The organism is Streptomyces sp. NPDC101393, from assembly GCF_044767385.1.
Lineage (GTDB): Bacteria > Actinomycetota > Actinomycetes > Streptomycetales > Streptomycetaceae > Streptomyces.
In genome coordinates this window covers 109,895-132,509 of sequence record NZ_JBIWNU010000005.1, presented here as the reverse complement: position 1 = coordinate 132,509, position 22,615 = coordinate 109,895, and the positions used below count along the sequence as shown (strand labels likewise).

At 71.5% G+C, this 22,615-nt stretch carries 27 protein-coding genes and 1 tRNA gene; 8 read left to right on the top strand and 20 right to left on the bottom strand.

The genetic code is table 11. The annotated features are described in order from the left end of the window. Positions 1-44 precede the first annotated feature (44 nt). Positions 45-1,592, top strand: coding sequence for an MFS transporter (locus ACIRQ7_RS17510; protein ID WP_404263317.1), 1,548 nt, complete (start codon positions 45-47; stop codon positions 1,590-1,592). Positions 1,593-1,634: 42 nt separating this feature from the next. Next, entirely contained in the window at positions 1,635-2,414 is a 780-nt protein-coding gene (locus ACIRQ7_RS17505) for a TetR/AcrR family transcriptional regulator (protein ID WP_404263316.1), read from the top strand. A 140-nt stretch (positions 2,415-2,554) separates the two neighbouring features. Here ACIRQ7_RS17505 and ACIRQ7_RS17500 read toward each other — a convergent pair whose 3' ends face one another. The 3 genes from ACIRQ7_RS17500 to ACIRQ7_RS17490 all read right to left on the bottom strand — a co-directional run bounded on the left by ACIRQ7_RS17500 (position 2,555) and on the right by ACIRQ7_RS17490 (position 6,721). Then, positions 2,555-3,397, bottom strand: coding sequence for a YceI family protein (locus ACIRQ7_RS17500; protein WP_404263315.1), 843 nt, complete (start codon positions 3,395-3,397; stop codon positions 2,555-2,557). 250 nt (positions 3,398-3,647) lie between these two features. After that, the gene (locus tag ACIRQ7_RS17495; RefSeq protein ID WP_404263313.1) at positions 3,648-6,236 is read right to left on the bottom strand and encodes an MFS transporter; all 2,589 of its coding nucleotides are present in this window, start codon (positions 6,234-6,236) and stop codon (positions 3,648-3,650) included. Positions 6,237-6,247: 11 nt separating this feature from the next. Beyond that, a complete protein-coding gene (locus tag ACIRQ7_RS17490) occupies positions 6,248-6,721 on the bottom strand; it encodes a MarR family winged helix-turn-helix transcriptional regulator (protein ID WP_404263311.1) in 474 nt (157 codons plus the stop codon). A gap of 320 nt (positions 6,722-7,041) precedes the next feature. Between ACIRQ7_RS17490 and ACIRQ7_RS17485 the strand changes: the two genes are divergently transcribed. After that, positions 7,042-7,272 carry a hypothetical protein gene (locus tag ACIRQ7_RS17485; protein ID WP_401464828.1) on the top strand — a complete coding sequence of 77 codons (231 nt, stop codon included), beginning with the start codon at positions 7,042-7,044 and terminating at the stop codon, positions 7,270-7,272. 81 nt (positions 7,273-7,353) lie between these two features. Here ACIRQ7_RS17485 and ACIRQ7_RS17480 read toward each other — a convergent pair whose 3' ends face one another. Beyond that, on the bottom strand, positions 7,354-7,623 hold the full coding sequence (locus tag ACIRQ7_RS17480) for a hypothetical protein (protein ID WP_404263310.1): 270 nt from the start codon (positions 7,621-7,623) through the stop codon (positions 7,354-7,356). A gap of 410 nt (positions 7,624-8,033) precedes the next feature. Between ACIRQ7_RS17480 and ACIRQ7_RS17475 the strand changes: the two genes are divergently transcribed. Together ACIRQ7_RS17475 and ACIRQ7_RS17470 are read left to right on the top strand one after the other, a co-directional pair. After that, positions 8,034-8,309, top strand: coding sequence for a GntR family transcriptional regulator (locus ACIRQ7_RS17475; protein WP_404263309.1), 276 nt, complete (start codon positions 8,034-8,036; stop codon positions 8,307-8,309). A 59-nt stretch (positions 8,310-8,368) separates the two neighbouring features. After that, complete coding sequence (locus ACIRQ7_RS17470; RefSeq protein ID WP_404263307.1) at positions 8,369-9,190, top strand: class I SAM-dependent methyltransferase; 822 nt, start codon at positions 8,369-8,371, stop codon at positions 9,188-9,190. 58 nt (positions 9,191-9,248) lie between these two features. Here ACIRQ7_RS17470 and ACIRQ7_RS17465 read toward each other — a convergent pair whose 3' ends face one another. From ACIRQ7_RS17465 to ACIRQ7_RS17440, 6 genes are all read right to left on the bottom strand, one after another. Beyond that, entirely contained in the window at positions 9,249-9,722 is a 474-nt protein-coding gene (locus ACIRQ7_RS17465; protein ID WP_404263305.1) for a VOC family protein, read from the bottom strand. A 178-nt stretch (positions 9,723-9,900) separates the two neighbouring features. After that, positions 9,901-10,689 (bottom strand): hypothetical protein, encoded by a 789-nt coding sequence (locus ACIRQ7_RS17460; RefSeq protein WP_404263303.1) that lies wholly within the window; start codon positions 10,687-10,689, stop codon positions 9,901-9,903. Between the two features lie 164 nt (positions 10,690-10,853). Beyond that, positions 10,854-11,687, bottom strand: coding sequence for an RNA polymerase sigma factor SigF (locus ACIRQ7_RS17455; protein WP_401464845.1), 834 nt, complete (start codon positions 11,685-11,687; stop codon positions 10,854-10,856). 200 nt (positions 11,688-11,887) lie between these two features. Next, on the bottom strand, positions 11,888-12,697 hold the full coding sequence (locus ACIRQ7_RS17450) for an RNA polymerase sigma factor SigF (protein WP_404263301.1): 810 nt from the start codon (positions 12,695-12,697) through the stop codon (positions 11,888-11,890). A 339-nt stretch (positions 12,698-13,036) separates the two neighbouring features. Then, the gene (locus ACIRQ7_RS17445; RefSeq protein WP_404263299.1) at positions 13,037-13,330 is read right to left on the bottom strand and encodes a Dabb family protein; all 294 of its coding nucleotides are present in this window, start codon (positions 13,328-13,330) and stop codon (positions 13,037-13,039) included. A 94-nt stretch (positions 13,331-13,424) separates the two neighbouring features. Further along, positions 13,425-13,589: a hypothetical protein gene (locus tag ACIRQ7_RS17440; protein ID WP_401464854.1), complete on the bottom strand. Its 165-nt coding sequence runs from the start codon at positions 13,587-13,589 to the stop codon at positions 13,425-13,427. 582 nt (positions 13,590-14,171) lie between these two features. On the opposite strand from ACIRQ7_RS17440, the gene ACIRQ7_RS17435 reads away from it, so the two are divergent. Both ACIRQ7_RS17435 and ACIRQ7_RS17430 read left to right on the top strand, forming a co-directional pair. Next, on the top strand, positions 14,172-14,951 hold the full coding sequence (locus ACIRQ7_RS17435) for a DUF2127 domain-containing protein (RefSeq protein ID WP_401464857.1): 780 nt from the start codon (positions 14,172-14,174) through the stop codon (positions 14,949-14,951). Between the two features lie 29 nt (positions 14,952-14,980). Then, positions 14,981-15,442 (top strand): hypothetical protein, encoded by a 462-nt coding sequence (locus ACIRQ7_RS17430; protein ID WP_404263298.1) that lies wholly within the window; start codon positions 14,981-14,983, stop codon positions 15,440-15,442. Between the two features lie 6 nt (positions 15,443-15,448). Here the strand turns inward: ACIRQ7_RS17430 and ACIRQ7_RS17425 are convergent, their stop codons facing one another. From ACIRQ7_RS17425 to ACIRQ7_RS17405, 5 genes are all read right to left on the bottom strand, one after another. Next, a complete protein-coding gene (locus tag ACIRQ7_RS17425; RefSeq protein WP_404263296.1) occupies positions 15,449-15,817 on the bottom strand; it encodes a hypothetical protein in 369 nt (122 codons plus the stop codon). Positions 15,818-16,121: 304 nt separating this feature from the next. After that, a tRNA-Ser gene (locus tag ACIRQ7_RS17420) sits at positions 16,122-16,208 on the bottom strand. Positions 16,209-16,297: 89 nt separating this feature from the next. Next, positions 16,298-16,801, bottom strand: a complete 504-nt coding sequence (gene tadA / locus ACIRQ7_RS17415; protein ID WP_404263295.1) for a tRNA adenosine(34) deaminase TadA — start codon at positions 16,799-16,801, stop codon at positions 16,298-16,300. A gap of 65 nt (positions 16,802-16,866) precedes the next feature. Continuing rightward, positions 16,867-17,421, bottom strand: coding sequence for a hypothetical protein (locus ACIRQ7_RS17410; RefSeq protein ID WP_401464869.1), 555 nt, complete (start codon positions 17,419-17,421; stop codon positions 16,867-16,869). A 189-nt stretch (positions 17,422-17,610) separates the two neighbouring features. Then, a complete protein-coding gene (locus tag ACIRQ7_RS17405; RefSeq protein ID WP_404263943.1) occupies positions 17,611-17,817 on the bottom strand; it encodes a hypothetical protein in 207 nt (68 codons plus the stop codon). A 187-nt stretch (positions 17,818-18,004) separates the two neighbouring features. Between ACIRQ7_RS17405 and upp the strand changes: the two genes are divergently transcribed. Further along, positions 18,005-18,643 carry a uracil phosphoribosyltransferase gene (upp, locus tag ACIRQ7_RS17400; protein WP_401464874.1) on the top strand — a complete coding sequence of 213 codons (639 nt, stop codon included), beginning with the start codon at positions 18,005-18,007 and terminating at the stop codon, positions 18,641-18,643. A gap of 112 nt (positions 18,644-18,755) precedes the next feature. Here upp and ACIRQ7_RS17395 read toward each other — a convergent pair whose 3' ends face one another. From ACIRQ7_RS17395 to ACIRQ7_RS17375, 5 genes are all read right to left on the bottom strand, one after another. Further along, positions 18,756-19,409, bottom strand: coding sequence for a LytR C-terminal domain-containing protein (locus ACIRQ7_RS17395; protein ID WP_404263293.1), 654 nt, complete (start codon positions 19,407-19,409; stop codon positions 18,756-18,758). 403 nt (positions 19,410-19,812) lie between these two features. Continuing rightward, positions 19,813-20,109, bottom strand: coding sequence for a type II toxin-antitoxin system VapB family antitoxin (locus ACIRQ7_RS17390; protein ID WP_136742157.1), 297 nt, complete (start codon positions 20,107-20,109; stop codon positions 19,813-19,815). A gap of 297 nt (positions 20,110-20,406) precedes the next feature. Then, complete coding sequence (locus tag ACIRQ7_RS17385) at positions 20,407-21,084, bottom strand: DUF4232 domain-containing protein (protein ID WP_404263291.1); 678 nt, start codon at positions 21,082-21,084, stop codon at positions 20,407-20,409. Positions 21,085-21,260: 176 nt separating this feature from the next. After that, positions 21,261-21,902: a hypothetical protein gene (locus tag ACIRQ7_RS17380; protein WP_404263290.1), complete on the bottom strand. Its 642-nt coding sequence runs from the start codon at positions 21,900-21,902 to the stop codon at positions 21,261-21,263. Then, positions 21,899-22,600: an RNA polymerase sigma factor gene (locus ACIRQ7_RS17375; protein WP_404263288.1), complete on the bottom strand. Its 702-nt coding sequence runs from the start codon at positions 22,598-22,600 to the stop codon at positions 21,899-21,901. Before ACIRQ7_RS17375 ends, ACIRQ7_RS17380 begins: the two co-directional genes overlap by 4 nt. Positions 22,601-22,615 lie beyond the last annotated feature (15 nt).

The following is a 22,615-nucleotide window of genomic DNA, read 5'->3' as shown; positions in this document are numbered from 1 at the left end:
GTGTAAGCCTGCCCCCGCTCGCCCGCACCGTACAGGGAGTCCGTATGCCCGCCGTGGCCAGAGACGCCACCACCCTCCAGCCGCCCGGCCGGCATGCGACCCGCTGGCTGATCCTCGCGGTCATCTGCATCGCCCAGCTCACGGTCGTCCTCGACAACACCGTGCTGAACGTCGCCGTCCCCTCCCTCACCGAGGAGATGGGCGCGACCACCGCCGACGTCCAGTGGATGATCAACGCCTACTCGCTCGTCCAGTCCGGCCTGCTGCTCACCGCCGGCAACTCCGCCGACCGCTACGGCCGCAAGAAGATGCTCGCCGTCGGCCTGGTGCTGTTCGGCATCGCCTCGCTCGGCGCCACCCTCGCCCAGTCGCCCGGCCAGCTGATCGCCGCCCGCGCGGGGATGGGCGTCGGCGGCGCGCTGCTGGTGACCACCACCCTCGCCGTCGTCATGCAGATATTCGATGACGCCGAGCGCCCCAAGGCCATCGGTATCTGGAGCTCGGTCAACTCCCTCGGCTTCGCCGCCGGGCCGCTGATCGGCGGCACCCTGCTCGACCACTTCTGGTGGGGCTCGCTGTTCCTGGTCAACCTCCCCGTCGCGGTGATCGCCCTGCTGGCGGTCCTCGCCCTGGTTCCGGAGTCCAAGAGCCGTGGCGGCGAGCGTCCGGACCTGCTGGGCGCGCTGCTGTCCATGATCGGCATGGTCGGCGTGGTCTTCGCGATCATCTCGGGGCCCGTCTCCGGCTGGTCGTCGGGCAAGGTGCTGATCTCGGCCGCCGTCGGCATCGTCGGGCTCGCGCTGTTCGCCCTGTGGGAGCTGCACGTCCCGCATCCGATGCTGGACATGCACTTCTTCCGCAACCGCCGCTTCATCGGCGCCGTCTCGGGCGGCATCCTCGTCGCCTTCGGCATGGGCGGCTCGATGTTCCTGCTGACCCAGCATCTCCAACTGGTCCTCGGATACGGCCCGTTGGATGCCGGACTGCGGATGGCGCCGCTCGCCGTCACCGTCATCCTGATCAACTTCACCGGCCTGGGCGCCCGGCTGATGCCCAAGGTCGGCACCCCCGGAATGATCGTCTCCGGGATGACCCTGCTCGCCGCCGGCCTCGCCGCCATCGCCACCCTCGGCGGCGACAGCTACGGCGGCATGCTCACCGGCCTGATCGTGATGGGTGTCGGTGTCGCGTTCGCGATGCCGACGATGGCCAACGCCATCATGTCGGCGATCCCGCCCGCCAAGGCCGGAGTGGGCGCCGGCGTCAACGGCACCCTGATGGAGTTCGGCCAGGGCCTCGGCGTCGCCGTGCTCGGCGCCGTCCTCAACTCCCGTTTCGTGGCGCTGCTCCCGCTGGTCGCGGCCGGCGCCGGGTCGGTCCCCGCGGCCCTCGCCAGGACCCGTACGGACGCCGAACGCACCGCCGTCCATGACGCCTTCGCGAGCGGTATCGGCACCAGCCAGCTGGTCGGCGCCGCCGCGGTGTTCCTCGGCGGGCTGGTCGCCGCGGTGCTGCTGAGCCGCGCGGCGCGCAGCGAGCGGGCGGACGGGGCGTCAGCTGCGGCGGATCCGGCGCCCGCCGCGGCGGAATAGCATCGACAGCGCAGTGCACGCACGGTGAAAGGGAGGGGCGCCATGGCAGCGAACGACGGCCGCGCCGAAAAGCGGCCGAAGAGCGTCTGGCTGACCGAGAACCCTTCGCTGAAGCCGAAGCGGAAGGCGGACCAGCCCGCCGGACTGGACCTCGACAAGATCGTCGATGCGACGGTCCGGCTGCTGGACTCCGAGAGCCTCGCGAAGTTCTCCATGCGCCGGCTCGCCGCCGAGCTGGGCGTCACCGCGATGTCGGTCTACTGGTACGTCGACACCAAGGACGACCTGCTGGAGCTGGCCCTGGACTCGGTGGCCGGCGAGATGCCGGTTCCCGACGCGTCCGACGCGCGGTCCGACTGGCGCGACCAGCTGCGGGCGCTCGCCGTCGCCTACCGCGACATGCTGCTGCGGCACCCCTGGACGGCCCGGCTGCTGGGCGAGTACATCAACATCGGCCCGCATGCGACGGAGTTCTCCAACGCCACCCAGCGGGCGATGCGGCGCAGCGGTCTGACGCCGGATGCCATGGGCGGCGCGCTCGCCGCCGTCTTCCACTTCGTCTACGGCTTCTCGACGATCCGGGCGCTGCACGAAGAGCGCTGCCGGGCCGCCGGGATCAGCCTGGACGACTACTTCGCCCAGGTCTTCGCCGCCCTCTCGGACCGCCCCGAGTTCGCCGAGGCAATGGATCTGTCCACCCGGGCCGGCTACGCCCGCGCCGATCGAGGTGCCCTGGAGATGCTGGATCGGGACTTCGCGGTCGCCCTCGACCTGCAGATCGCGGGGATCGAGGCGATGCGGGACCGGGGCGCCGGCGGCTGACGCCGGGCCGGGGCCGCCCGCCGCGCACGGACGCCAAGAGCTGGACGCACGGACGCCACAGCGCGACGCACGGACGCCGGAAGGGCGGGGCCGATTCGGCCCCGCCCTTCCGCTTGTTCCCGTTGCTGCCGCGGCCGGTGTCAGCCCATCGGCAGGCTGTCGCCCTGCACCGCCTGGATGTCCAGCTCGACCTTCAGCGTCGTGCCGATCGCCGCGATACCGGCGGCCACGACCTGGTTGTAGTTCATCTTGAAGTCCTCGCGCCGCAGTTCGGCGGTGGCCTTGAAGGCCGCGCGCACCCCGCCCCACGGGTCCGGGCCGCTGCCGAGGTAGCTCAGGTGGAGGTCCACCGGCCGTACGACGCCGTGCAGCGACAGCTCGCCGTGCACCGTCCAGCGGTCCGGACCGGCCGGCTCCAGGCCGTTGCTGCGGTAGGTGATCTCCGGGTACTGCTCGACGTTGAGGAAGTCCTCGGAGCGCAGGTGCCCGTCCCGCATGCCGTTGCCGGTGTCGACCGTCGCGGCCTTGATGACCGCCTCGACCCGGGACTTCTCCAGGTCCTCGGCGATGTCGATGCGCCCGCTGAATTCGGTGAACCGGCCGTGCACGCTGGAGATGCCCAGGTGCTGGGCGACCGCTGCCACCGTCGAGTGCATCGGGTCGATGGTCCAGGCGCCGGGCGGCGGCAGCTCCGCGCCGCCCTGCCGCGCCAGCACCACAGTGCCGACGTCCATCCGGCCGCTCGCCGTCACGATCGAGCTGGAGGCGACCGGGGCGTACCCGACGGCCGTCACGATGACCGTGTACGGGCCCGCGGGCAGCGGCTCATGGCTGCGGACGGCGCCTTCCTCATCGGCGGATGCGCGCAGCACCTGCGCGCCCGTCATGTCGGTGACGGTCAGTACGGCGTGCTGGACCGCCCAGCCGTCCCGTGTGCGGACCTGCGCACGTAGTCCCGCAGCTCCCGCGCCCGTCGAAGTCATTGCCTCTCCTGAAATTGCTCATCGGGGTCCCCCTGCTCCGGCGAAGCCGGGAGGTTGGGGGAATGTCGGGCCCCGGACGGCGGTGTGCAGGCCGTCCCCTGCCTTTGCGCACAGCCGCCGCCGGAGCCCTGGGGTCCGGACCGGGACGCGTCTCCGCTCAACGCGCGCCCCCGTCCGGGGTTTCTGTGTCAGGGGCGGGGCCGATCGCGCGAGGCGCGACCGACCACGGCCCCTGCCGTGCTCACTCCGGCTAGCTCGCGTCCCCGGGGTGTGCGAGCTCGACGTCGTAACCGTCGACCCCGCGCGCGTCGACCGCGAGGCCGGTGGCGACCGGCGGGTAGCCGCTCGCGATGACCGTGTAGTCGCCGGCGTCCAGGTCGGTGAAGGCGTACGCGCCGTCGTCGCCGGTGGTCGAGGTGGCCACGACGTTGCCCGCCGCGTCCACCAGCGTCACCCGGGCGTCGGGCAGCGGCCGCCGGTCGGCGCCGGCCCGCACGATGCCCTGCACCCGCGCACCGGACAGCAGCTCGACCTCGATACGGGTCGTGCCCTGGCCGCCGACCTCGACCGGCAGGGCGGTCGGCCGGAAGTTCTGCGCGTTCACCGCGACCGTGAAGGTGCCGGTGGCCAGCTCGGCGAAGGCGAAGTAGCCGTCCTCGCCGGTCTTTCCGGTGGCCAGCACCTCACCGCGGACGTCGGTGACGACGACCATCGCACCGGCGACCGGCTCGCCGTTGACCGCGCTGCGCACCTGGCCGCCGAGGCCACTGGTGCCGCTGAGCAGGATGTCGTAGCCGTAGGGCTGGTCGCCCACGACGACCGTGGACGCCTGCGGCTGGTGACCGTCGGCGGCCGCGATCAGCACGTACGAACCGGCGCCGGGGGCGGTGAGGACGTACGAGCCGTTGGCCTGGGCGACCGAGCGGCCCAGCTGGCGCCCGCTGAGCGAGATCAGCGTGACGGCGGAGCGCGGTACGGGGTTGCCCTCCGCGTTGCGCACGAAGCCGTGGATCGCGGATCCGGCGGGGGTGGCGTCACCGCCACCGGCGGACGCGTATGCCGCCAGCGGCTGGGTGGCCGTCGCCGCGGCCGGCTGCGCCCAGGACGGGGTGTGCTCGGTGCTGTCGGAGTCGACCGAAGGGGCGCCCACCAGGGCGGGCTCCAGGTCCTCGACCGGCGCCGTCGCGGTGTCGGCCGGGGTGCCCACGGGAGCCGTGGAGTCCGCGCCGTCAGCGCTCTGGGACAGTCCGCCGCGGGTCTTCAACGCGACCTCCTTGATGAACAGGGTGAAGAGGAAAGCGAGCAGTGCGCAGGGCGCCGCGTAGAGGAAGACGTCGGCGACGCCGTGACCGTACGCGCTCTCCATGATGGTCCGGAAGGGTGCCGGGAGGGCGTCCAGGTCCGGGATGCCGCCACCGCCGGCCGAGGCGGCCTTCGCGGCTGCCTTGGCGGCCTTGGGGCCGAGTTCGGCCACGCCGTCGTTGACGTAGTGCGTGACGCGGTTGGCCAGCACCGCACCCAGCGCCGAGACGCCGACCGCACCGCCGAGGGAGCGGAAGAAGGTCACGACGGACGAGGCGGAGCCGAGGTCCTGCGGGGCGACCTGGTTCTGGGTGGCCAGCACGAGGTTCTGCATCATCATGCCGATGCCGAGGCCCATCAGCGCCATGAAGATCGCGATGTGCCAGTAGGTGGTGTCGTAGCGGATGGTGCCCAGCAGGCCGAGGCCCGCGGTCACCAGCACGCCACCGCTGACCAGCCACGCCTTCCAGCGTCCGGTCTTGGTGATGACCTGTCCCGAGACGGTCGAGGAGATGAACAGTCCCGCGATCATCGGGATCGTCATCACACCGGACATCGTCGGCGACTTGCCGCGCGCCAGCTGGAAGTACTGGCTGAAGAAGACGGTGCCGGAGAACATCGCGATACCGACGAACAGCGAGGCGAGCGACGCGAGGGTGATCGTCTTGTTGCGGAACAGCCGCAACGGGATGATCGGTTCCTTCGCCCGGGACTCGACGAAGATGAAGATCGCGCCGAGCACGACCGCCCCGCCGACCATCGCGGCCGTCTGCCACGACATCCAGTCGTACTTGTCACCGGCCAGGGTCACCCACACCAGCAGCAGCGAGACCGCCGCGCTGATGAAGAAGGCGCCCGCCCAGTCGACCTTGACGCCCTCGCGCTTGACGACGGGGAGCTTCAGGGTCTTCTGCAGCACGATCAGCGCGATGATCGCGAAGGGCACGCCGACGTAGAAGCACCAGCGCCAGCCGAGCCAGCTGGTGTCGGTGATGACGCCACCGAGCAGCGGGCCGCCGACGGTGGCGACGGCGAAGGTGGCACCGAGGTAACCGCTGTAACGCCCGCGCTCACGCGGGGAGATCATCGCGGCCATCACGATCTGGGCCAGGGCGGAGAGACCGCCCACGCCTATGCCCTGCACGACCCGGCATGCGATCAGCATGCTGGTGTTCTGCGAGAGTCCGGCGACGACCGATCCCGCGACGTAAATGATCAGCGCGAACTGCACCAGCAGCTTCTTGCTGAACAGGTCGGAGAGCTTGCCCCACAGCGGGGTGGTCGCGGTCATCGCCAGCAGCGACGCCGTCACGACCCAGGTGTAGGCGCTCTGGCCGCCGTCGAGGTCATGAATGATCTCGGGCAGCGCGTTCGACACGATGGTCGACGACAAGATGGCGACGAACATGCCGAGCAGCAGCCCGGACAGCGCCTCCATGATCTGACGGTGCGTCATCGGGGCCGCGCCGGAGGGGTCGTGACCGCCTCCGTGCTTGGCGTGGCCGCCCCGCACACCGGCTGGTGTGGTCGTAGCCATGTAGTTCCTTTTCATCCTGCGGGTGTACGGGTGGGGGAGTCGTGATGCGCCCGGGTACGGCAGTCGCCGAAGCTCGTACGGAGCCTGGCGAGCAGCTCGATGAGGTGCCCGACGTCGGTGTCGGTCCAGTCGTCCAAATACCGGGCGAGCGATTCGGTGTAGCGCTCGGAGAGCTCCAGCAGGAGCTCCTTGCCGCTCGGGGTCAGGCGCAGCAGCCGCGACCGCTTGTCCGCCGGATCGGGCTTCCGCTCGATCCAGCCGCGCTCAGCGACATGGGCGACGTGCCGGCTGGTCACCGACATGTCGATCGCGAGCAACTCGGCGAGCTGGCTCATCCGCATCTCACCGTGCCGGTCGAGAAGCGTGAGCACACCGGCCGAGGCGGGCGGGCAGTCCTGGGGCAGGATCCGCCCCATTTCGCGCTTGACGGCGCCGATGGCGCTGAGTTGCCTGGCCAGCTCTTCGTACTGACTTTGAGCGGCCACGGGCTCCTCCACGCATCAATCACACATCTTTTGTTGCTTAGGGCAACCATAGGCAAGTTGGTTGCTGAAGGCAAACTGTTTCCGGCCATCGGGGGTAAAGGGAGCGAAAAGTCTGGACCGTGAGCCGGTCAAAGCGCGTGCCGTGCCACGTAAAGCCACAGGTCAGCCGCCCGTGCACGCTGTGTGCGGGCTGAGCGCTCCCTGTGCGCACCCCTAAACCACGCCATACGCACCCGCACCCCTCCGCCGCGCACCCGCCGTGCACTCCGCGCGCGCCCCAGGGGTGCCCGACGGCCCTTGGTTCGCTAGGGTCCTTCCCCATGGCGACCAACCCGCAGAACCAGCCCGACGGCAACTACGACCCGGCGGGCAACACCCAGATGTTCCGCGCCTTCGTGGACGAGGGCGGCACCCCCCAGGCCGGCGCCGGAGCGGGCCGCCGGGCCGCCGCCCCGCAGCAGGCCGCCGGCGGCCCGCGCGTGGGCCTCATCCTCGGCGTGATCGTCGCCATCGTGGTCGTCGCGGGCGCGGCCTGGCTGGCGCTGTCCTGACGCGTCGCCCGTCAATCTTTCGTTCCGTCTGCGGGGCCCGGCACTGCCATGCCGGGCCCCTTCGCTGTCTGCCGCCGCCCGCTATGCCGGGCGCCCTCCCCGGCTCTCGGCCACCCGCAGCGCGTCCCGCAGCGCCTCGCACAACCTGTGGACACAGAAGCGGAGTTCGTCGGCGGACGCGGGGGCGGTGTCCGCGGTGAGCAGCTCCGTGACGTGGTCGAGAAGCTCCGCGCCCGTGTCGAGCTGCACCTCCTCCATCTGGTCGGCGAGCGTCGACACGAAGCCCCCGCTCTCGTCGGCGGAGACATAGCACCGCTGTCCGTCCGGCCCCGCCCAGGGCAGCAGCCGCATCCCGGTCCCCTCCTCCCTCACGACGCCACCGCCATCTCGCGAAGGAGCGCCTGCTCACGCCGGGCCTCCGCGTCCTCGTACGCGAGGAGGTAGGGACGTACGAGGGGGGAGGCATCGCCGTCGAGAGGGGATTCGGGCGGGCCGAGGCGGAGCGGGCGGTGGAGGGGCGGCCTCGGTGGCCGGTAAGCGACGGTGGGGGCGGGGTGGATCCGGCGCTTCCTTAACCGGGTGGTGAGGCGGCGCATAAGCTCGCGCATGTCGACCTGCTCTCTTGAGGCTTCAGGTTGGCCATGCCCCGGGGGTGTTGCTGCACCCGCCGGGGACTTTCGTGAGTGTAGGGGAGGTATTCTATGGTGCGCTAGGTATTCGACAAATCGCGTGATGTGCCATACCGCGCCTAGCGTGGTCAAGTGATCGAATTTGCTCCCGACCGACCTCGATGGCGCCAGGTCGCTGACGTCATCCGTCAGCGCATCGCCGACGGTACGTACCCGCCCGGTACGCGCGTCCCGTCAGTGATCCAGCTTCAGGAGGAGTTCGGCATCGCCGTGGCGACAAGCCAGAAGGTGAACAGCGGCCTGCGCGCCGAGAACCTCATCTACACCGAACCCGGCATGGGCTCGTTCGTCGCGAAGAACGCCGTGGAGATCCTCAAGAACGCCGGTCGCGGCGCGGACACCGCCTAGGACACGTCCTGGCACCGCGGAGCGATCGCGGTTCCGGCCGTCGCGCGGATACTGGTGATGTGCGAGGTACGGATTCCGGGCGCTACGGCGAAGACGTGTTCCGTCCGGACGAGAGCGGCGAGGCCGACCGCATCGACCTGGGGGCGCTCGCCTATGACGAGATCAGCGCGGCGCGGCTGACGGCGCTGGGCGCCGGCCCCGGCTGGCACTGCCTGGACGTGGGCGCGGGCACCGGCACCCTCGCACGATGGCTGCTGCAGGGGGCGGGTGTCACCTCCGTCCTCGCCGTGGACCGGGACATCCAGTTCCTCGCCGGCGATCATCTCAAGGGGCTGGTGGCGCAAGCCGCCGACATCACGGCTCCGGACTTCGACCCGGGCCGGTTCCATCTCGTGCACGCACGGTTCGTGCTGATGCACCTGCGCTCCTGGCGCCGCATGATCTCCACGCTCGGCTCACTGCTCGTGCCCGGTGGTGTGCTGGTGCTCAGCGACGCCGTCGACCTGACGACCGCCGACGCACCGGCGTCCCCGTACGCCGACGTGATGCGGGCGATGTGGCAGGGGCTGCGGGAGACCATCGGTACGGACGTCTCCTGGGTGCCGGACTATCCCCGGCTGCTCCTGGAGGAGGGCCTGAGCTCCGTGGCCGCCGAGATCCACGTTCCGCCGCTGGTCCCCGGCAGCGCCGTCAGCCGCTTCTGGGCCGACACCTGGCAGCGGTCGCGGGCGGCGATGCTGGCGACGGGGCAGGTGGACGACGCGCGGATCGACCGCGCCCTGCGCGATCTGGCGTCGCCGGAGCGCGCCGCCCTCGCCCCCGGGATGATCACCGCTTGGGGCTGGAAGCCTCCGCTCACCGGCGGGGCCGCCCGCGCGTGACGGTGGGGAGTCCCGGGGGTGAGGGCGACCCGGGACTCCCCACCGGCGGGCACGGCGGTCAGGCCCCGTCCGCCGCCGCCTGGAGCGCCGCGATGTCGATCTTCTTCATGCCGAACATGGCCGTCATGGCGCGGGCCGCGCGTGACTGGTCCGGGTCGTTGAGCATCTCCGCCATACCGCCGGGTGCCACCTGCCACGACAGGCCGTACTTGTCCTTCAGCCAGCCGCAGGGGCCCTCCTCGCCGCCCTCGGACAGCTTGGCCCAGTAATAGTCGATCTCGTCCTGGTCGGCGCATTCGACCATGAGCGAGATGGCTTCGGAGAAGGTGAACTGCGGTCCGCCGTTGAGCGCGAGGTAGCCCTGGCCGTCGAGCTCGAACTCGACGGTCAGCACTTGCCCGGCGGAGTCCGGCACCGCCTCGTTGTAGTAGGTGACGTCCTTGATCCGCGAGTTCGGGAAGACCGAGCAGTAGAACTCGGCGGCCTCCTTGCCCTGCGTGTCGAACCAGAGGTTGGGCGTGATCGTGGGCATGGCGTTCTCCTGGCATGTGTGCGGGCCGGCCTCGGGTCGGGATGGGCCACTGTGTGTATTGACCGCGGCGGCGGGCGCAATTCATCGGTGCTCGCCGAACGGGTGTGTCCGGCCCGCGCGTCACCCCGATGTCCCGCCCGCATGCCGCCCGGCAGCCGCCCCGCAACGCCGCCCGGCGTCACTTCCAGGCGAAGGTCACGTCCTGGGTGTCGAGGTGCATGCCCAGCGGCACCCGCCAGGCGTCCACACAGACGCGCCAGCCGGCGGTCTTCTTCTTGCCGGGGGCGAGCGGGAGCGGGAGCTCGTGGGTGGATTCGCGGGTGGCCCAGTCGACGCCGAGGCCGCCGATGATGTGGGTGCCGAAGGTGACGGTCCCGGTGGTGACGGGGCGATCGCCGGTGTTGAGGAAGTCGAGGGTGACCTTTTCGCACCAGCGGACGTCGGTGTCGGCGAGGTCCGGCTTGCCGATCAGGAGGCCGGCGGGGGCGCCGGGACCGGCCGGGATGGTCGGAGAAGGGGGCTTCGGGGCGGGGGAGTCCGGAGAGTCCGAGGGGCCCGAATCGCCCTGATGCGGGGGCGAGTTGGAGTGGTCGCCGGAGGGTGCCCCGGGGGCGCCGCCGGAGTCCTCGCCAGGTCGGCCGGAGCGTCCCGGCGCGGCGCCGCCCGGTGCGGTGCTTCCGGATGTGGCGGGAGTGGCGGAGGGGGCGTCGTCGCCCGGGGTGCCGGGGGCGGTGCCCGGGGGTGATCCGGCGGGCGGGCCGGGGGCGCCGGAATCGTCACGGTCGCCGTCCAGGGGCGTCAGCTCGACGTCGCCGTCCGGTGGTACGGCCTTCTTGGGGGCGCGGGCGTCACCGGGGCCGGCCGCGCCGACCGCGGCGTACCCCGTCTCCGGCGTGCTGCCGCAACCGGCGAGCAGCGCGCCCAGGCAGAGTACGGCCGCCGAGGTGGAGGCAACCGTCGTCCTCATCGTCCTCATCCGTCGCATCGGGTCAGTGTCACTGACGATGCGTCAGGAGTACAGGGACGTGCGGGGTCCGGTGGCGGAGGGGCGAGATCATCACCCGTCAGGCCGGGTCCTTACGGTTGTCCGCCGAGCGACGCGTGGTGCGCTGCCTCCCGGCGGACCGTTCCTCAGTCGGCGATGAGTCCCTCGCGCAGCTGCGCCAGGGTGCGGGTGAGCAGCCGGGAGACGTGCATCTGGGAGATGCCGACCTCCTCGCCGATCTGCGACTGCGTCATGTTGGCGAAGAACCGGAGCATGATGATCTGGCGTTCCCGGGGCGGGAGTTTGGCCAGCAGGGGCTTGAGGGACTCGCGGTACTCGACGCCCTCCAGCGCGGTGTCCTCGTAGCCGAGGCGGTCCGCGAGGGAGCCCTCGCCGCCGTCGTCCTCGGGGGAGGGGGAGTCGAGGGAGGAGGCGGTGTAGGCATTGCCGACCGCCAGGCCGTCGACGACGTCCTCTTCCGATACCCCGAGGGCCAGGGCCAGTTCGGGGACGGTCGGGGAGCGGTCCAGCTTCTGAGCGAGCTCGTCGCTGGTCTTGGTGAGCGCGAGGCGCAGCTCCTGGAGCCGGCGCGGCACCCGCACCGACCACGACGTGTCGCGGAAGAAGCGCTTGATCTCGCCGACGACGGTCGGCATCGCGAACGTCGGGAATTCCACGCCGCGTTCGCAGTCGAAACGGTCGATCGCCTTGATCAGGCCGATCGTGCCGACCTGGACGATGTCCTCCATCGGCTCGTTGCGGCTGCGAAAACGCGCGGCGGCGTAGCGCACCAGCGGGAGGTTGAGTTCGATCAGGGTGTCGCGGACGTACGTACGCTCCGCGCAGTCCTTGTCGAGCGTGGCCAGCCGCAGGAAGAGGGAGCGGGAGAGCGTGCGGGTGTTGATGGCGTCGTCGTGCACGTGCGGTGCAGGCGCGGGAATCGCGGGAAGCACCTTCGAGCTGCCCAGTTCTACGGACATGCCACCCCCTTGAGGTCGCGGGTCGGGTCGCTGCAGCCACCCCGGACCGAGGCGGACCGAGGAGTTATGCCACCACCTGAATACCGGAGGCAGGGCCACGGCAAACGCGGTTCCTGCAGAATGTCACATGTCGGCAACACGCTGTAGCGCCAAGTCGACATATCTGCGCAGGTTGTACGGGTACGCGTCGCCCGTCCCGGCTAGGCCTCGATCCTGTTTGCGGATCTCAAGCGGGCGAAGCTCCGCGACAGTAGCCGCGAGACATGCATCTGCGACACCCCCAGCTCCGCACTGATCTGTGACTGCGTCAAGTTGCTGTAGTAACGCAGGAGGAGGATCCGCTGCTCACGCTCGGGGAGCTGGACCAGGAGGTGCCGCACGAGGTCGCGGTGCTCGACGCCCGCCAGTTCGGGATCCTCGTATCCGAGGCGGTCCAGCAGGCCCGGCAGGCCGTCGCCCTCCTGGGCGGCCTCCAGGGAGGTCGCGTGATAGGACCGGCCGGCCTCCAGGCAGGCCAGCACCTCGTCCTCGCCGATCCGCAGCCGCTCGGCGATCTCCGCCGTGGTGGGGGATCTGCCGTGAAGCACCGTCAGGTCCTCGGTCGCGCCGTTGACCTGCACCCACAGCTCGTGGAGGCGGCGCGGTACATGGACGGTGCGGACATTGTCTCGAAAGTAGCGTTTGATCTCACCGACGACGGTGGGCATCGCGAAGGTGGGGAACTGGACGCCGCGGTCCGGGTCGAAGCGGTCGATCGCATTGATCAGCCCGATGGTGCCGACCTGGATGACGTCCTCCATCGGCTCGTTGCGGCTGCGGAAGCGGGCGGCGGCGTACCGCACCAGGGGCAGGTTGGCCTCGATCAGGGCGGCACGGACCCGGGTGTGCTCCGGGGTACCGGGGTCGAGGCCGGTCAGTTCCGCGAACAGCACCTGCGTGAGCGCCCGCGTGTCCGCGCTTCGGCTCTCGCGGGATGGAGCCTTGGGCGCAGTACGGGCCGTCACGGTCACGCCACCCTTCACAGTGCATGTATCCGGCAAAAGCGGTCATAGCATCACAAGACATGTGCACTGTGTGCAAGCACCCCCATAACGCCGTGTTGAGTAGCGAGTTGAATGGGTTCGGGGACAGAGTCCGCGCAGCGCGGGGCGCTGCGAGCGGCCGTTGTGGGGGCGTTCGCGGGCCGGGTGGATAGAGGTGGGGGACGGGGTCGCGTACGGGCCGCAGAGGGGCGCGTACCCGGGCGGGCGGCGCACGACGAAACCCCCCGCCGGGAGGGCGGGGGGTTCGGTGGACGACGGGCGGCCGTGGTGCCGCGGTCCGTGGGCCTTGGCGGGGGTGCGGAGGGCTCAGAACTCGTAGTCGGCGATCACCCAGGTGGCGAATTCGCGCCACTGCTTGGCGGCAGCCTGGTGGGCCGGGTGCTCGATGTAGCGCTTGAGGGCGTCGGCATCGGCAACCGCGGAGTTGATCGCGAAGTCGTGGGCGATCGGGCGGTCCGTGATGTTCCAGGCGCACTCCCAGAACGTCAGCTCCGGAATCTGGCTTTCCAGTTCCGCGAACGCACGGGCGCCGGCCTGCACCCGGTCCTCGTCGCGCGAGACACCTTCATTGAGCTTGAACAGGACCAGGTGGCGGATCACTGGGGCCTCCGTGCGGCGAACGATGGGGGCCGGCACGGCGGCCGACCGGGGCGCCGGACGGGCCGGCCCTGTCCGACCGCGGACGTCCGAGGGCCTAGCTGACCAGCTGGGTCATGAACTCGCCGACTCCCTGAGCAGCGGACGAGATGCCCTCGAAGCCTATCTGGACGAGGTCGGCGGCCCGCTGCGGGGACGTGATGATCGTGTAGAGCACGAAGACGATGACCAGATACACCGCGATCTTCTTCGCTTGCACCATCAGTCCTGTCTCCCTACGGCAGTACCTGCAGTTCCCGCATGCAGTCGGGCGAGTGTAACCACAGGTGTTCGATCACGGCAGCTGTGTCCGCCCCATCGGCCGCCGGGCTGATCTGCTCTTTAAGGACCAAAGGCCCGCCAAGCGGGGCCCTTTGCCCGGCTGTTGGGTGTGCGGGGAGAGGCAGGATGGAGGTGCCCGGCGGATCTGGCAGGAATCCGCGGGGCCCGGGACCGTGACCTCACTGCGGGGTGCACGCCGCTCATGTCCCCCCGACTGCGGCGCGCACTTGGAGGTCCGGCCCTCAGCGGGGGAAGCGGCCTGTCCCCCCGACGCCGCTTCCCCCGACCGACACCAGGAGCCCCGGCTCCGGGCCCACTGGACAGGGCCCGGAGCCGGGGCTTTCCGCGTTCACCTGGCGTTCGGCTTCGTTCCGCAACCGGTGGGCAGGTGCCCCGCGTCCCTGTTCGCGTACTCCACAGGGGAGGATCACCTAGGCATGTACGCGACAGAATGAGGGCGGGGCCGGGCGCGCGGTGGCGGCACGGGACGGCGAGCGGATGACGGAAGGCGCAAGGCGGCACTGTGAAGATCGACTGGGACCGGCGTACCTGCGCCCGCCGCGGGCACATCACCTACCTCCCGCAGGAGGAGCACCTACGGGAGAAGCTGCGCGCCGACACCGCGCTCGGCGAAGCGTGGCGCTGCCTGCGGTGCGGTGACTTCGCCCTGGGCGACCCGCACGGCTCCGGGCCGGCCGCCGACGCCCCGCTGGTCCCGCGCGGCAAGGTCCTGCGCGATCTGTTCATCCTGCGGTTCCTGGCCGTCGAGCGGGCGATCCGCGGCGTGTTCATCGTGCTGGCGGCCCTCGCCGTATGGCAGTTCAGCAACCGCCAGGACGCGGTCCGCCGCTTCTTCGACGAGAAGCTCGCCCTGATCCGCCCGGTGGCCCGGCACTTCCACTACGACCTGGACCACTCGCCCGTCGTCGGCACCATCCAGCAGGCATTCGGCTACCGGCACTCCACACTGCTGCTGGTCGCCGGGCTGCTCCTCGTCTACGCCCTGGTGGAAATCGTCGAAGGCGTGGGACTGTGGCGCGCCAAGCGGTGGGCGGAGTATCTGACGGTGGTGGCGACGGCGGCATTCCTGCCGCTGGAGATCTACGAGCTGACGGAAAAGGTCAGCTGGCTCAAGATCGCCACGCTGCTGGTCAATATTCTCGCGGTGCTCTATATCGCGCTCACCAAGCGGCTGTTCGGGCTGCGCGGTGGCCGGACGGCCTTCGACGAGGAGCGGCACAGCGCCTCGCTCCTGGAGGTCGAGACATCCGCGGGCGTGCCCGAACCCGCACGGAACAGCTGAATCATCCCAACCCTAGGGGGAAACCACCCATGACACCCACCATGAACTCCGAGAACCGGCAGTCCGCTTCGCGGCCGCCGCGCCGCCGCCCGGCCGTCGTCCTGGCGCTGCTCGTCGGCCTGCTGGCCGCGGCCGCCGCGCCCGCCGTCGCCGCGGGCGCCGAGGCCGCGCCGCGCACCGTGGCCGCCGCCGGTCACACCACGGCGGACACGCGCACGGCCGCCGCCGGCAGCGGGGCGTCCGAGGGCGCGAGCCGCGTCGCCGCCGCGCCGTACCGCTCGCACTCCGTCCACCACTCCTCCACCCACGTGGCGAAGTCGGTCTTCAAGTCCAAGAAGTCGAAGTGGAAGTCGAAGGCCAAGAAGAAGGGCAAGAGCTTCTTCAAGAAGCTCGGCATCATCGCGATCGTGATCTTCGTGGTCTTCCTGGTCCTCGCGATCCTGGTGATCTGGCTGATCGTCAGCTTCTTCCGCAAGCGCCGTAACGCCTGATCGGACTCAGTAGCTGCACGTGGCCGTCGCGTGCGGCCCGGTGGCCGTGGCCGTCTTCGCCTCTTTGCCGTCCACGGCCACCGAGCAGGTCGCACTGCCGCCCCGCGCCCCGAGCGTCACGGTGAGCGCGCCGCCCCGCACGAGCCCCTTGGCCTCCACCTTCTTGACCCACGGCAGGCCCGCGGCGGTCGCCTGGCTGGTGGAGAGAGTGCCGTCGCGCCAGGTCGAGTACCCGATGGCGACGTCCTTCGCGTCCCCGGTGACCTGGTAGGTGACGCCGAAGGTCTTCGAGACGTCGTCCGAGACCTCGTCGACGAACACCGCGACGACGGCCGCACACCCGCCGACCAGCAAGAGGCAGACGACCAGCACCACCCAGGGCCACTTCCTGCGCCCGGGTGGCGGAGCCTGCGGTGTGCCGTACGGAGCGCCTGCCGCCCGCGGCCCCCAGGGGGCGCCGGGCGGTTTGGACGGCCTCGGGATCCGCCGGGGACCCCATCGGCGGGACTCGGGGCCCTGACCCGGGCGCGGCTCGCTCATGCCTTCAGGGTCGGCCGGTTTCCCGCGGCCCGCGACTTCACGCCCGGCGCGCGGCGGCGAACCCGGGGCGAGGACCGGGGCCGGACAAAAGAAACACCCCTCCGGTCCGCGTTTCCACGGACCGGAGGGGTGTTGCAAGCGGTAGCGGTGGGATTTGAACCCACGGAGGAGTTGCCCCCTCACGCGCTTTCGAGGCGCGCTCCTTCGGCCGCTCGGACACGCTACCGAGAGAGAGCTTAGCCCACGTGGGGCCGTGCTCCGAAATCGGTTAACGGGAGCGGCCCGCAAAGGCCTTCCGACGGGGCGGCGGCGGGGTCAGCGCGCGCGGAAGAAGCCGGTGAGGAGGGCGGCGCAGTCGGCTTCCAGCACGCCGGTGATGACCTCGGGGCGGTGGTTGAGACGACGGTCACGGACGACGTCCCAGAGGGAGCCCGCGGCGCCGGCCTTGGCATCGCGGGCGCCGTAGACGACCCGGTCCACCCGGGAGAGGACCAGCGCACCCGCGCACATCGTGCAGGGCTCCAGGGTGACGACCAGGGTGCAGCCGGTCAGCCGCCACTCCCCGACGGCGCGGGCCGCGGCCCGCAGGGCGAGGACCTCGGCGTGCGCGGTCGGGTCGCCGGTCGCCTCGCGTTCGTTGTGGCCGGCGCCGAGCAGCGTGCCATCGGCGGACAGCACGACGGCGCCCACCGGGACGTCACCGGTCCCGGGGGCGCGCGCGGCCTCCTCCAGCGCCTGCCGCATCGACGCGTTCCAGGGATCGCGCAGCGGATCGGGCGGAGAGGAGGGGGGCAGGGGGGCGGATGGAGGGACGGTCATGTCCCCAGTGTCGGGGACGTGACCGGAGGGCAGGGCCCGTCACGAGGACAGCGGCCCGCCAGGGCTCAGCGCACGGCTTCCAGGACTTCCGTGCAGCCCAGGGAGTCGGCGATGGTGGAGAGCGCTTCGCCGTCGAGGGCCAGCAGCTCCTTCTCGCTGACGCCGAGGTCGGCCAGCAGCTCGGGGTCGCCGAGCGGTCCGGGTGGCGGTGCCGGGCCGTCGGAGCCGTTCACCGCTTCGTTGTCGTCGTTGTCGTCATCGCTGGGTTCCGCGTCCGATTCGGGTTCGCCGTCCTCCGTGCCGTCCAGGTCGAGGCTGTCGAGGTCGGCTGCATCGTCCTCATCGCGGCCGAGGAGCTCGTCGGTCATCATCGCGCCGTACGAGCTTCGGGCGGCGGCGGCCGCGTTGGAGAGGAAGACCCGTGGATCCTCCTCGCCATCGACCCGGATGACGCCGAACCAGGCGTCCTCCTGCTCGATGAACGCCACCACCGTGTCGTCGTCGACCGCCGCTTCCCTGGCCAGGTCGGCCAGATCGGCGAAGGTCTCCACATTGTCGAGCTCCGTATCGCTCGCTTCCCACCCGTCTTCGGTGCGCGCGAGCAGTGCGGCGAAATACACCGTGACTCTCCCACTGGTCATAGGCGTGCCGGGCCGGGCGGGGCGGCGCTGCACGCCGCGGGACCCGCCCCTTCGGAATCGTGGCAGAAACAACGCGCTCGCGCCGGGTCTTCGGCGCTGTGCCGTGCGGAGGTTGTGCGAGATGTCGCTCACGTGCCGGAGCGCGGGCGGGGGCGCGGAGGCGCGCGGTTACCAGCGGAAGGTGCGCATTCGCATGGCCTGACGCATCCTGGCGGCCCGCGCGCGACGCGGCTGCACGCGGTCCCGCAGCTCCTTGGCCTCGTGCAGTTCCCGCAGGAACTGCACCCGACGCCTTCGGCGCGCCGCGGCGTCGTCGATGCCCCGGGCGCCGGTCGGGACGTCCTCGGCGCCGTCGGTCCGCTTGCGGTCAGGCACGCTGCACACCACCTCGGGCGAGAGCCTGGCCCGATGCCGGGACGACGAATCGGGCGTACGTGCCCACTTTCCCTCGTTTCGGGGGTTTGATGCCAGCGAGGCCCGTACTGCCGCGGAAACGTCGCGGCCGGGACCGGGGGCTGCGGGGCGGGCGCCGGGGCTCTCCGGCTCGGTTACTGTCGATGTCATGCGGATCCACGTCGTCGACCACCCGCTGGTGGCGCACAAACTCACCACGCTGCGCGACAAGCGCACCGATTCCCCCACTTTCCGGCGGCTCGCCGACGAGCTGGTCACCCTGCTCGCCTATGAGGCCACCCGTGATGTGCGCACCGAGCAGGTCGACATCGAGACCCCGGTGACGTCGACCACCGGAGTGCGGCTGTCGCACCCGCGGCCGATGGTCGTCCCGATCCTGCGGGCCGGGCTCGGCATGCTCGACGGCATGGTCCGGCTGCTGCCCACCGCCGAGGTCGGCTTCATGGGCATGGTGCGCAACGAGGAGACGTACGAGGCGCAGACGTACGCCACCCGGATGCCCGACGACCTGTCGGGGCGCCAGGTCTACGTCGTCGACCCGATGCTGGCCACCGGCGGCACGCTCGTCGCGGCGATCCGCGAACTGATCAAGCGTGGCGCGGACGATGTCACCGCGATCTGCCTGCTGGCCGCGCCGGAGGGCGTCGAGGTCATGGAGAAGGAGCTGGCCGGCGCGCCGGTCACGGTCGTCACGGCGGCCGTCGACGAGCGGCTGAACTCCGACCGCTACATCGTGCCGGGGCTCGGTGACGCGGGCGACCGGATGTACGGCACGGCCGCGGGCTGAGCGAGCCCCCGGACCGGCCGGCAGGGGCGCACTTTCTTACCGAGCACTCGGGCCCCGCACCGTTGGACGGTGCGGGGCCCGAGTGCGTTTCAGGACTGCCGGGCGGGTGCGGTCAGCATTTGCCGGTGCCGCCCGGGGGCGGGGACGGGTGGGCCAGCAGGGCCAGGGACTTGCCGGCGTCCTTCGGTGCGGTCAGGTCCTTGAAGGTGGTCCCGATGATCAGGTCGAGCTCGGCGCCCTTGCGGCCGTCGGTCTTCTGCTCGGCTCCGGCGAGCTGGGTGGCCAGCACCTTGAGCGGGCCTGCGGCCGCCGCCTTGGGGCCGAGCAGTATGCCGGTGCCCTTGACCTTCTTGTCGTAGGCGGCCGGGGCGTTGCCCACCTTGCCGATCTTGAAGCCGCGCTTCTGCAGCTCGTCGGCGGTGCGTTTGGCGAGGCCGGCGCGCGGGGTGGCGTTGTAGACGTTCACCGTGAGGGCGCCGGGCTTCGGCAGCGGTTTGTCGGCCGCGGGCTCGGCGTCGGACCGGCTGGACGAGCCGCTCTCCCGGCATTTCTTCTTGTCCTGGGCGGCCTGGGCCGTACTGCCCTTGCCACCGAAGACGTCGATGAGCTGCAGGGATCCCCAGCCGATCAGGCCGAGGACGCAGACCGCGGCGACGAGGGTGAGGGCGATCCGGCGGCGGTGTCGGGGACGGCGCATCCTCGGGTACCTGTCGCCCGTGATGCGGTACTTCTTACCGCCCATGCCTGGGGGCGTCAGCATGCTCATGGGCGCAGCGTAATGCTGCGGAGGGGCCATGCCTACTAAATGATCAACGCGTGGCGCGAGAGCCAACCCGAAAGGATCAATTCGGGCAGGGATGGTGGGGAATCGTTACCGGGCAGGAGGCGTGTCATGACCACTTCAGGGGCAGGAATGACTGCCTCCGCAGACCGATGGCGGGGAATCCGAACCATTAAGGGGTTCACCTGCCGGCCGAAGCGCGGCGGCCGGTACACCGTGGTGGCGCGGCTTCGCGGCGCGGGGAGCACGCACCAGGTGATTCCGCGCAGCCCCTTCGTCCGGATGCCGTGACGCAGGGCTTCGCGAGGGGATCTCGACCCTGAGCCGGGCGGCCCACCGGTGGGCCGCCCACTTGCGGGTGTCCGTGCCGGCGAGGTCCGGAGGGCCGTCAGCCCAGTTCGAGCACGCGGGCGTGCAGGACCTGGCGTTGCTGGAGTGCCGCGCGCACGGCGCGGTGCAGCCCGTCCTCGAGGTAGAGGTCGCCGTCCCACTTCACGACGTGCGCGAAGAGGTCGCCGTAGAACGTCGAGTCCTCGGCGAGCAGCGTTTCGAGATCGAGCTGCTGCTTGGTCGTCACCAACTGGTCGAGGCGTACCGGGCGCGGGGCGACGTCCGCCCACTGGCGGGTGCTCTCCCGGCCGTGGTCGGGGTACGGCCGCCCATTTCCGATGCGCTTGAAGATCACACGGAAAGCCTACCGGGCGAGCGGCTCCGGGCGCAGCCATGCTTCAAGAGCGCGAAGGTGACGAACGGCGGCAAACCGGGAGCGATCACTGCGCGACATGTCGAGGCGCTCGGGCCGAACGCGGTGCGGGGCCGGGCGCGGGCCGTGGGCGCGGGCCGGTTCTCCGCCGAGGCGGGATTCGACACGAATGAGCTACCGGACCGGCGGAGCCGTTGTGCGGACGGCGCGAGCCGGATGAGGCGGCTGCGTGAGGGGGGGGCGGCGCCGGCGCGGCGTACGGCTCCGGCGGTGCCGGGGTCACCACTTCAGGGCGTCGGCGCGCCGGGACTGCCAATGGGTGACCCTCGCGGCTCTCGGGTCGAGGCGGACCGGGGCGCCGCTGTCCAGGCCGACCTGGGTCGGTTCGGTGCCGGTGGCCAGGGCGACACCGAACTGAGAGATCTTGCCGCGGGTCCGGGGCGTGGCGGCCGGAGTGCCGGGGGCGGCGGAGGTGGTGATGCCTGCGTACGCGGTCCGGTCGGGCGCGAGGGTGACGGCGGCCCGGGGCCTGCTGGCCTCGATCGCCCCGATGGCGGGCCGCCTGCCGTCGCCGAAGTGCAGGAGCGGGTAGGGCTGCGCGGCGAAGTCGCAGGGCCGGTCGGAGTAGTTGGTGACGGACAGGAGCATCCGGCCGGCCGGCTGCCCGGCCGCACCGGCGTGGAAGCGGAGCATCTCCGGGGTGCAGGGGACCGGATCGCCGGACCGGTGGCCGAGACCGTCCGGGCGGTGGACGTCCGGCCGGAGGGAACCGGCAGACGCCTCGGCAGCGGACGGGGAGGGGGCGGGGGAGGCCGCCTCGGCCGTGCCGCCGTCGCTCCGGCAGCCGCTGAGCACCGGCGCGGCGGCCGCCAGGGCGACGCCGATCAGCACGGCGACGGCGACCCGGTTGGCGCGGCCGGAGGCATCGGACCCGGTCCTGGCGGGGGGTCCGTCCATGGGTCTGTCCGTCGATCTGTTCGTGGATCTGGCGGTGCTCTCGGTGCGCGGCATGCGGGTCCCCCGGGCGTCCGTGCGGCTGGTGCGAGGCGTGGGCCGGTGCGATCGGCGACGCCGCGTGCGGCGGCCACGAGCACGATCTTCGGTGGGGGCGCTGGCGATCGGCTAACGCGCGGCTAACGGGACGCGGGGCCGTTCTTGGGGGAGGGGGCGGCCGAGCCGGACGGGTCGGAGGAGGGCGCCGGGGCGGAGGCGGTGGCCCCGCCGCCCGGCCGCTCCGTGGGCGGGGGCGTGGGGACGGGGGTGCCGGGCGGGGTGCGCCGGGACGTTCCGGGCGCGGTGGAGGGGGACGGGGAGCCCGGACGGGAGGGCTGGGCGGAGCGGTGGGGCTCGGCCGGGGGCTCGTCGGGCGGTTGCCGCGTGGTGCTCGGACCGGGGGTGGGCGTGGGGGACGGGACGACGGGACGGGGCGACGTGGCGGGGGAGGGGCGGTCCGGGCCGCCGTCCGGGACGAGGGTGAGAGCGACGGCCACCGCGGCGGCAGCGGCGGCGGCCGCCAGCGGCAGGGCGAAGCGGCGCGCCCGGATCTGCCGCAACCAGCGAGCGGTGAAGGGCTGTTGGTGCCGGTCGCCGCGGCGCAGCGGCGTGCGGCCGGGTGGGTCGGCGGGGCGGAGGTCGCGGAGGTCGACCGACGCGGCGCGGGCCGCGAACGCGCGCCGCAGCCGGTCCTCCACGGGCCGCTCGGGGGCGGCGCCGCGGCCGCCGGGAACGCCGTCAGCCGGCCTGCCGTTGCGGTGTCCGCTGCCGTGGCTGGTCATGACCGCGCCTCCAAGATCTTCTCCAGTGAGTCCAGGGCGCGGCTGGCGAGGGACTTCACCGCACCGCGGCTGATGCCGAGCGTCGCCGCGATCTGCGCTTCCGTCAGGTCGCCCCAGTAGCGCAGCACGAGGACCTCCCGGCGGCGGGCGGTCAGCCCGTTGAGCGCGGCGAACACCTCGCGGTGTTCCTCGTCGAGCACGATCCGCTCCTCGGCGGACGGCGCGTCCGCCTCGTGCGGCGGGGTGTACTCGCGTGCCGTACGCCGGCGTCTGAGCACCGAGCGGGCGGCGTTGACGACGGCGGTACGCAGATAGGCGAGGGCGTTGTCGACGTCGCCCAGCTGCTCGCCGTGGCGTTTGTAGAGCGCGGCGAACGCGTCCTGGACGACGTCCTCCGCGGTGGCGCGGTCGTCGACGAGCATGACGGCCAGCCGGACCATGGTCAGCCGGTGCGCGTGGTAGAGCTCGGTGATCGTCGGCCGGGGGTCCGGGGGCGGGGGCCCGTATCCGGGGTCCGGGCGGATGCCGAGGTGCTCGGTGCGGTGGTGGGGCGGCGCGGACGGGAATCCGGGGCGCGGTGTCTCGCGGTGCGCCGTCGCGGGGCGGGTGGCGCGCAGCAGCCACCGCCACAGTCCGTGCCGCGGCCCCGGTACGGCGAACCGTACCGGGGCGCTGTGCGGGCTGGCGGAGTACTCCATCAATTCCTCGGGGCC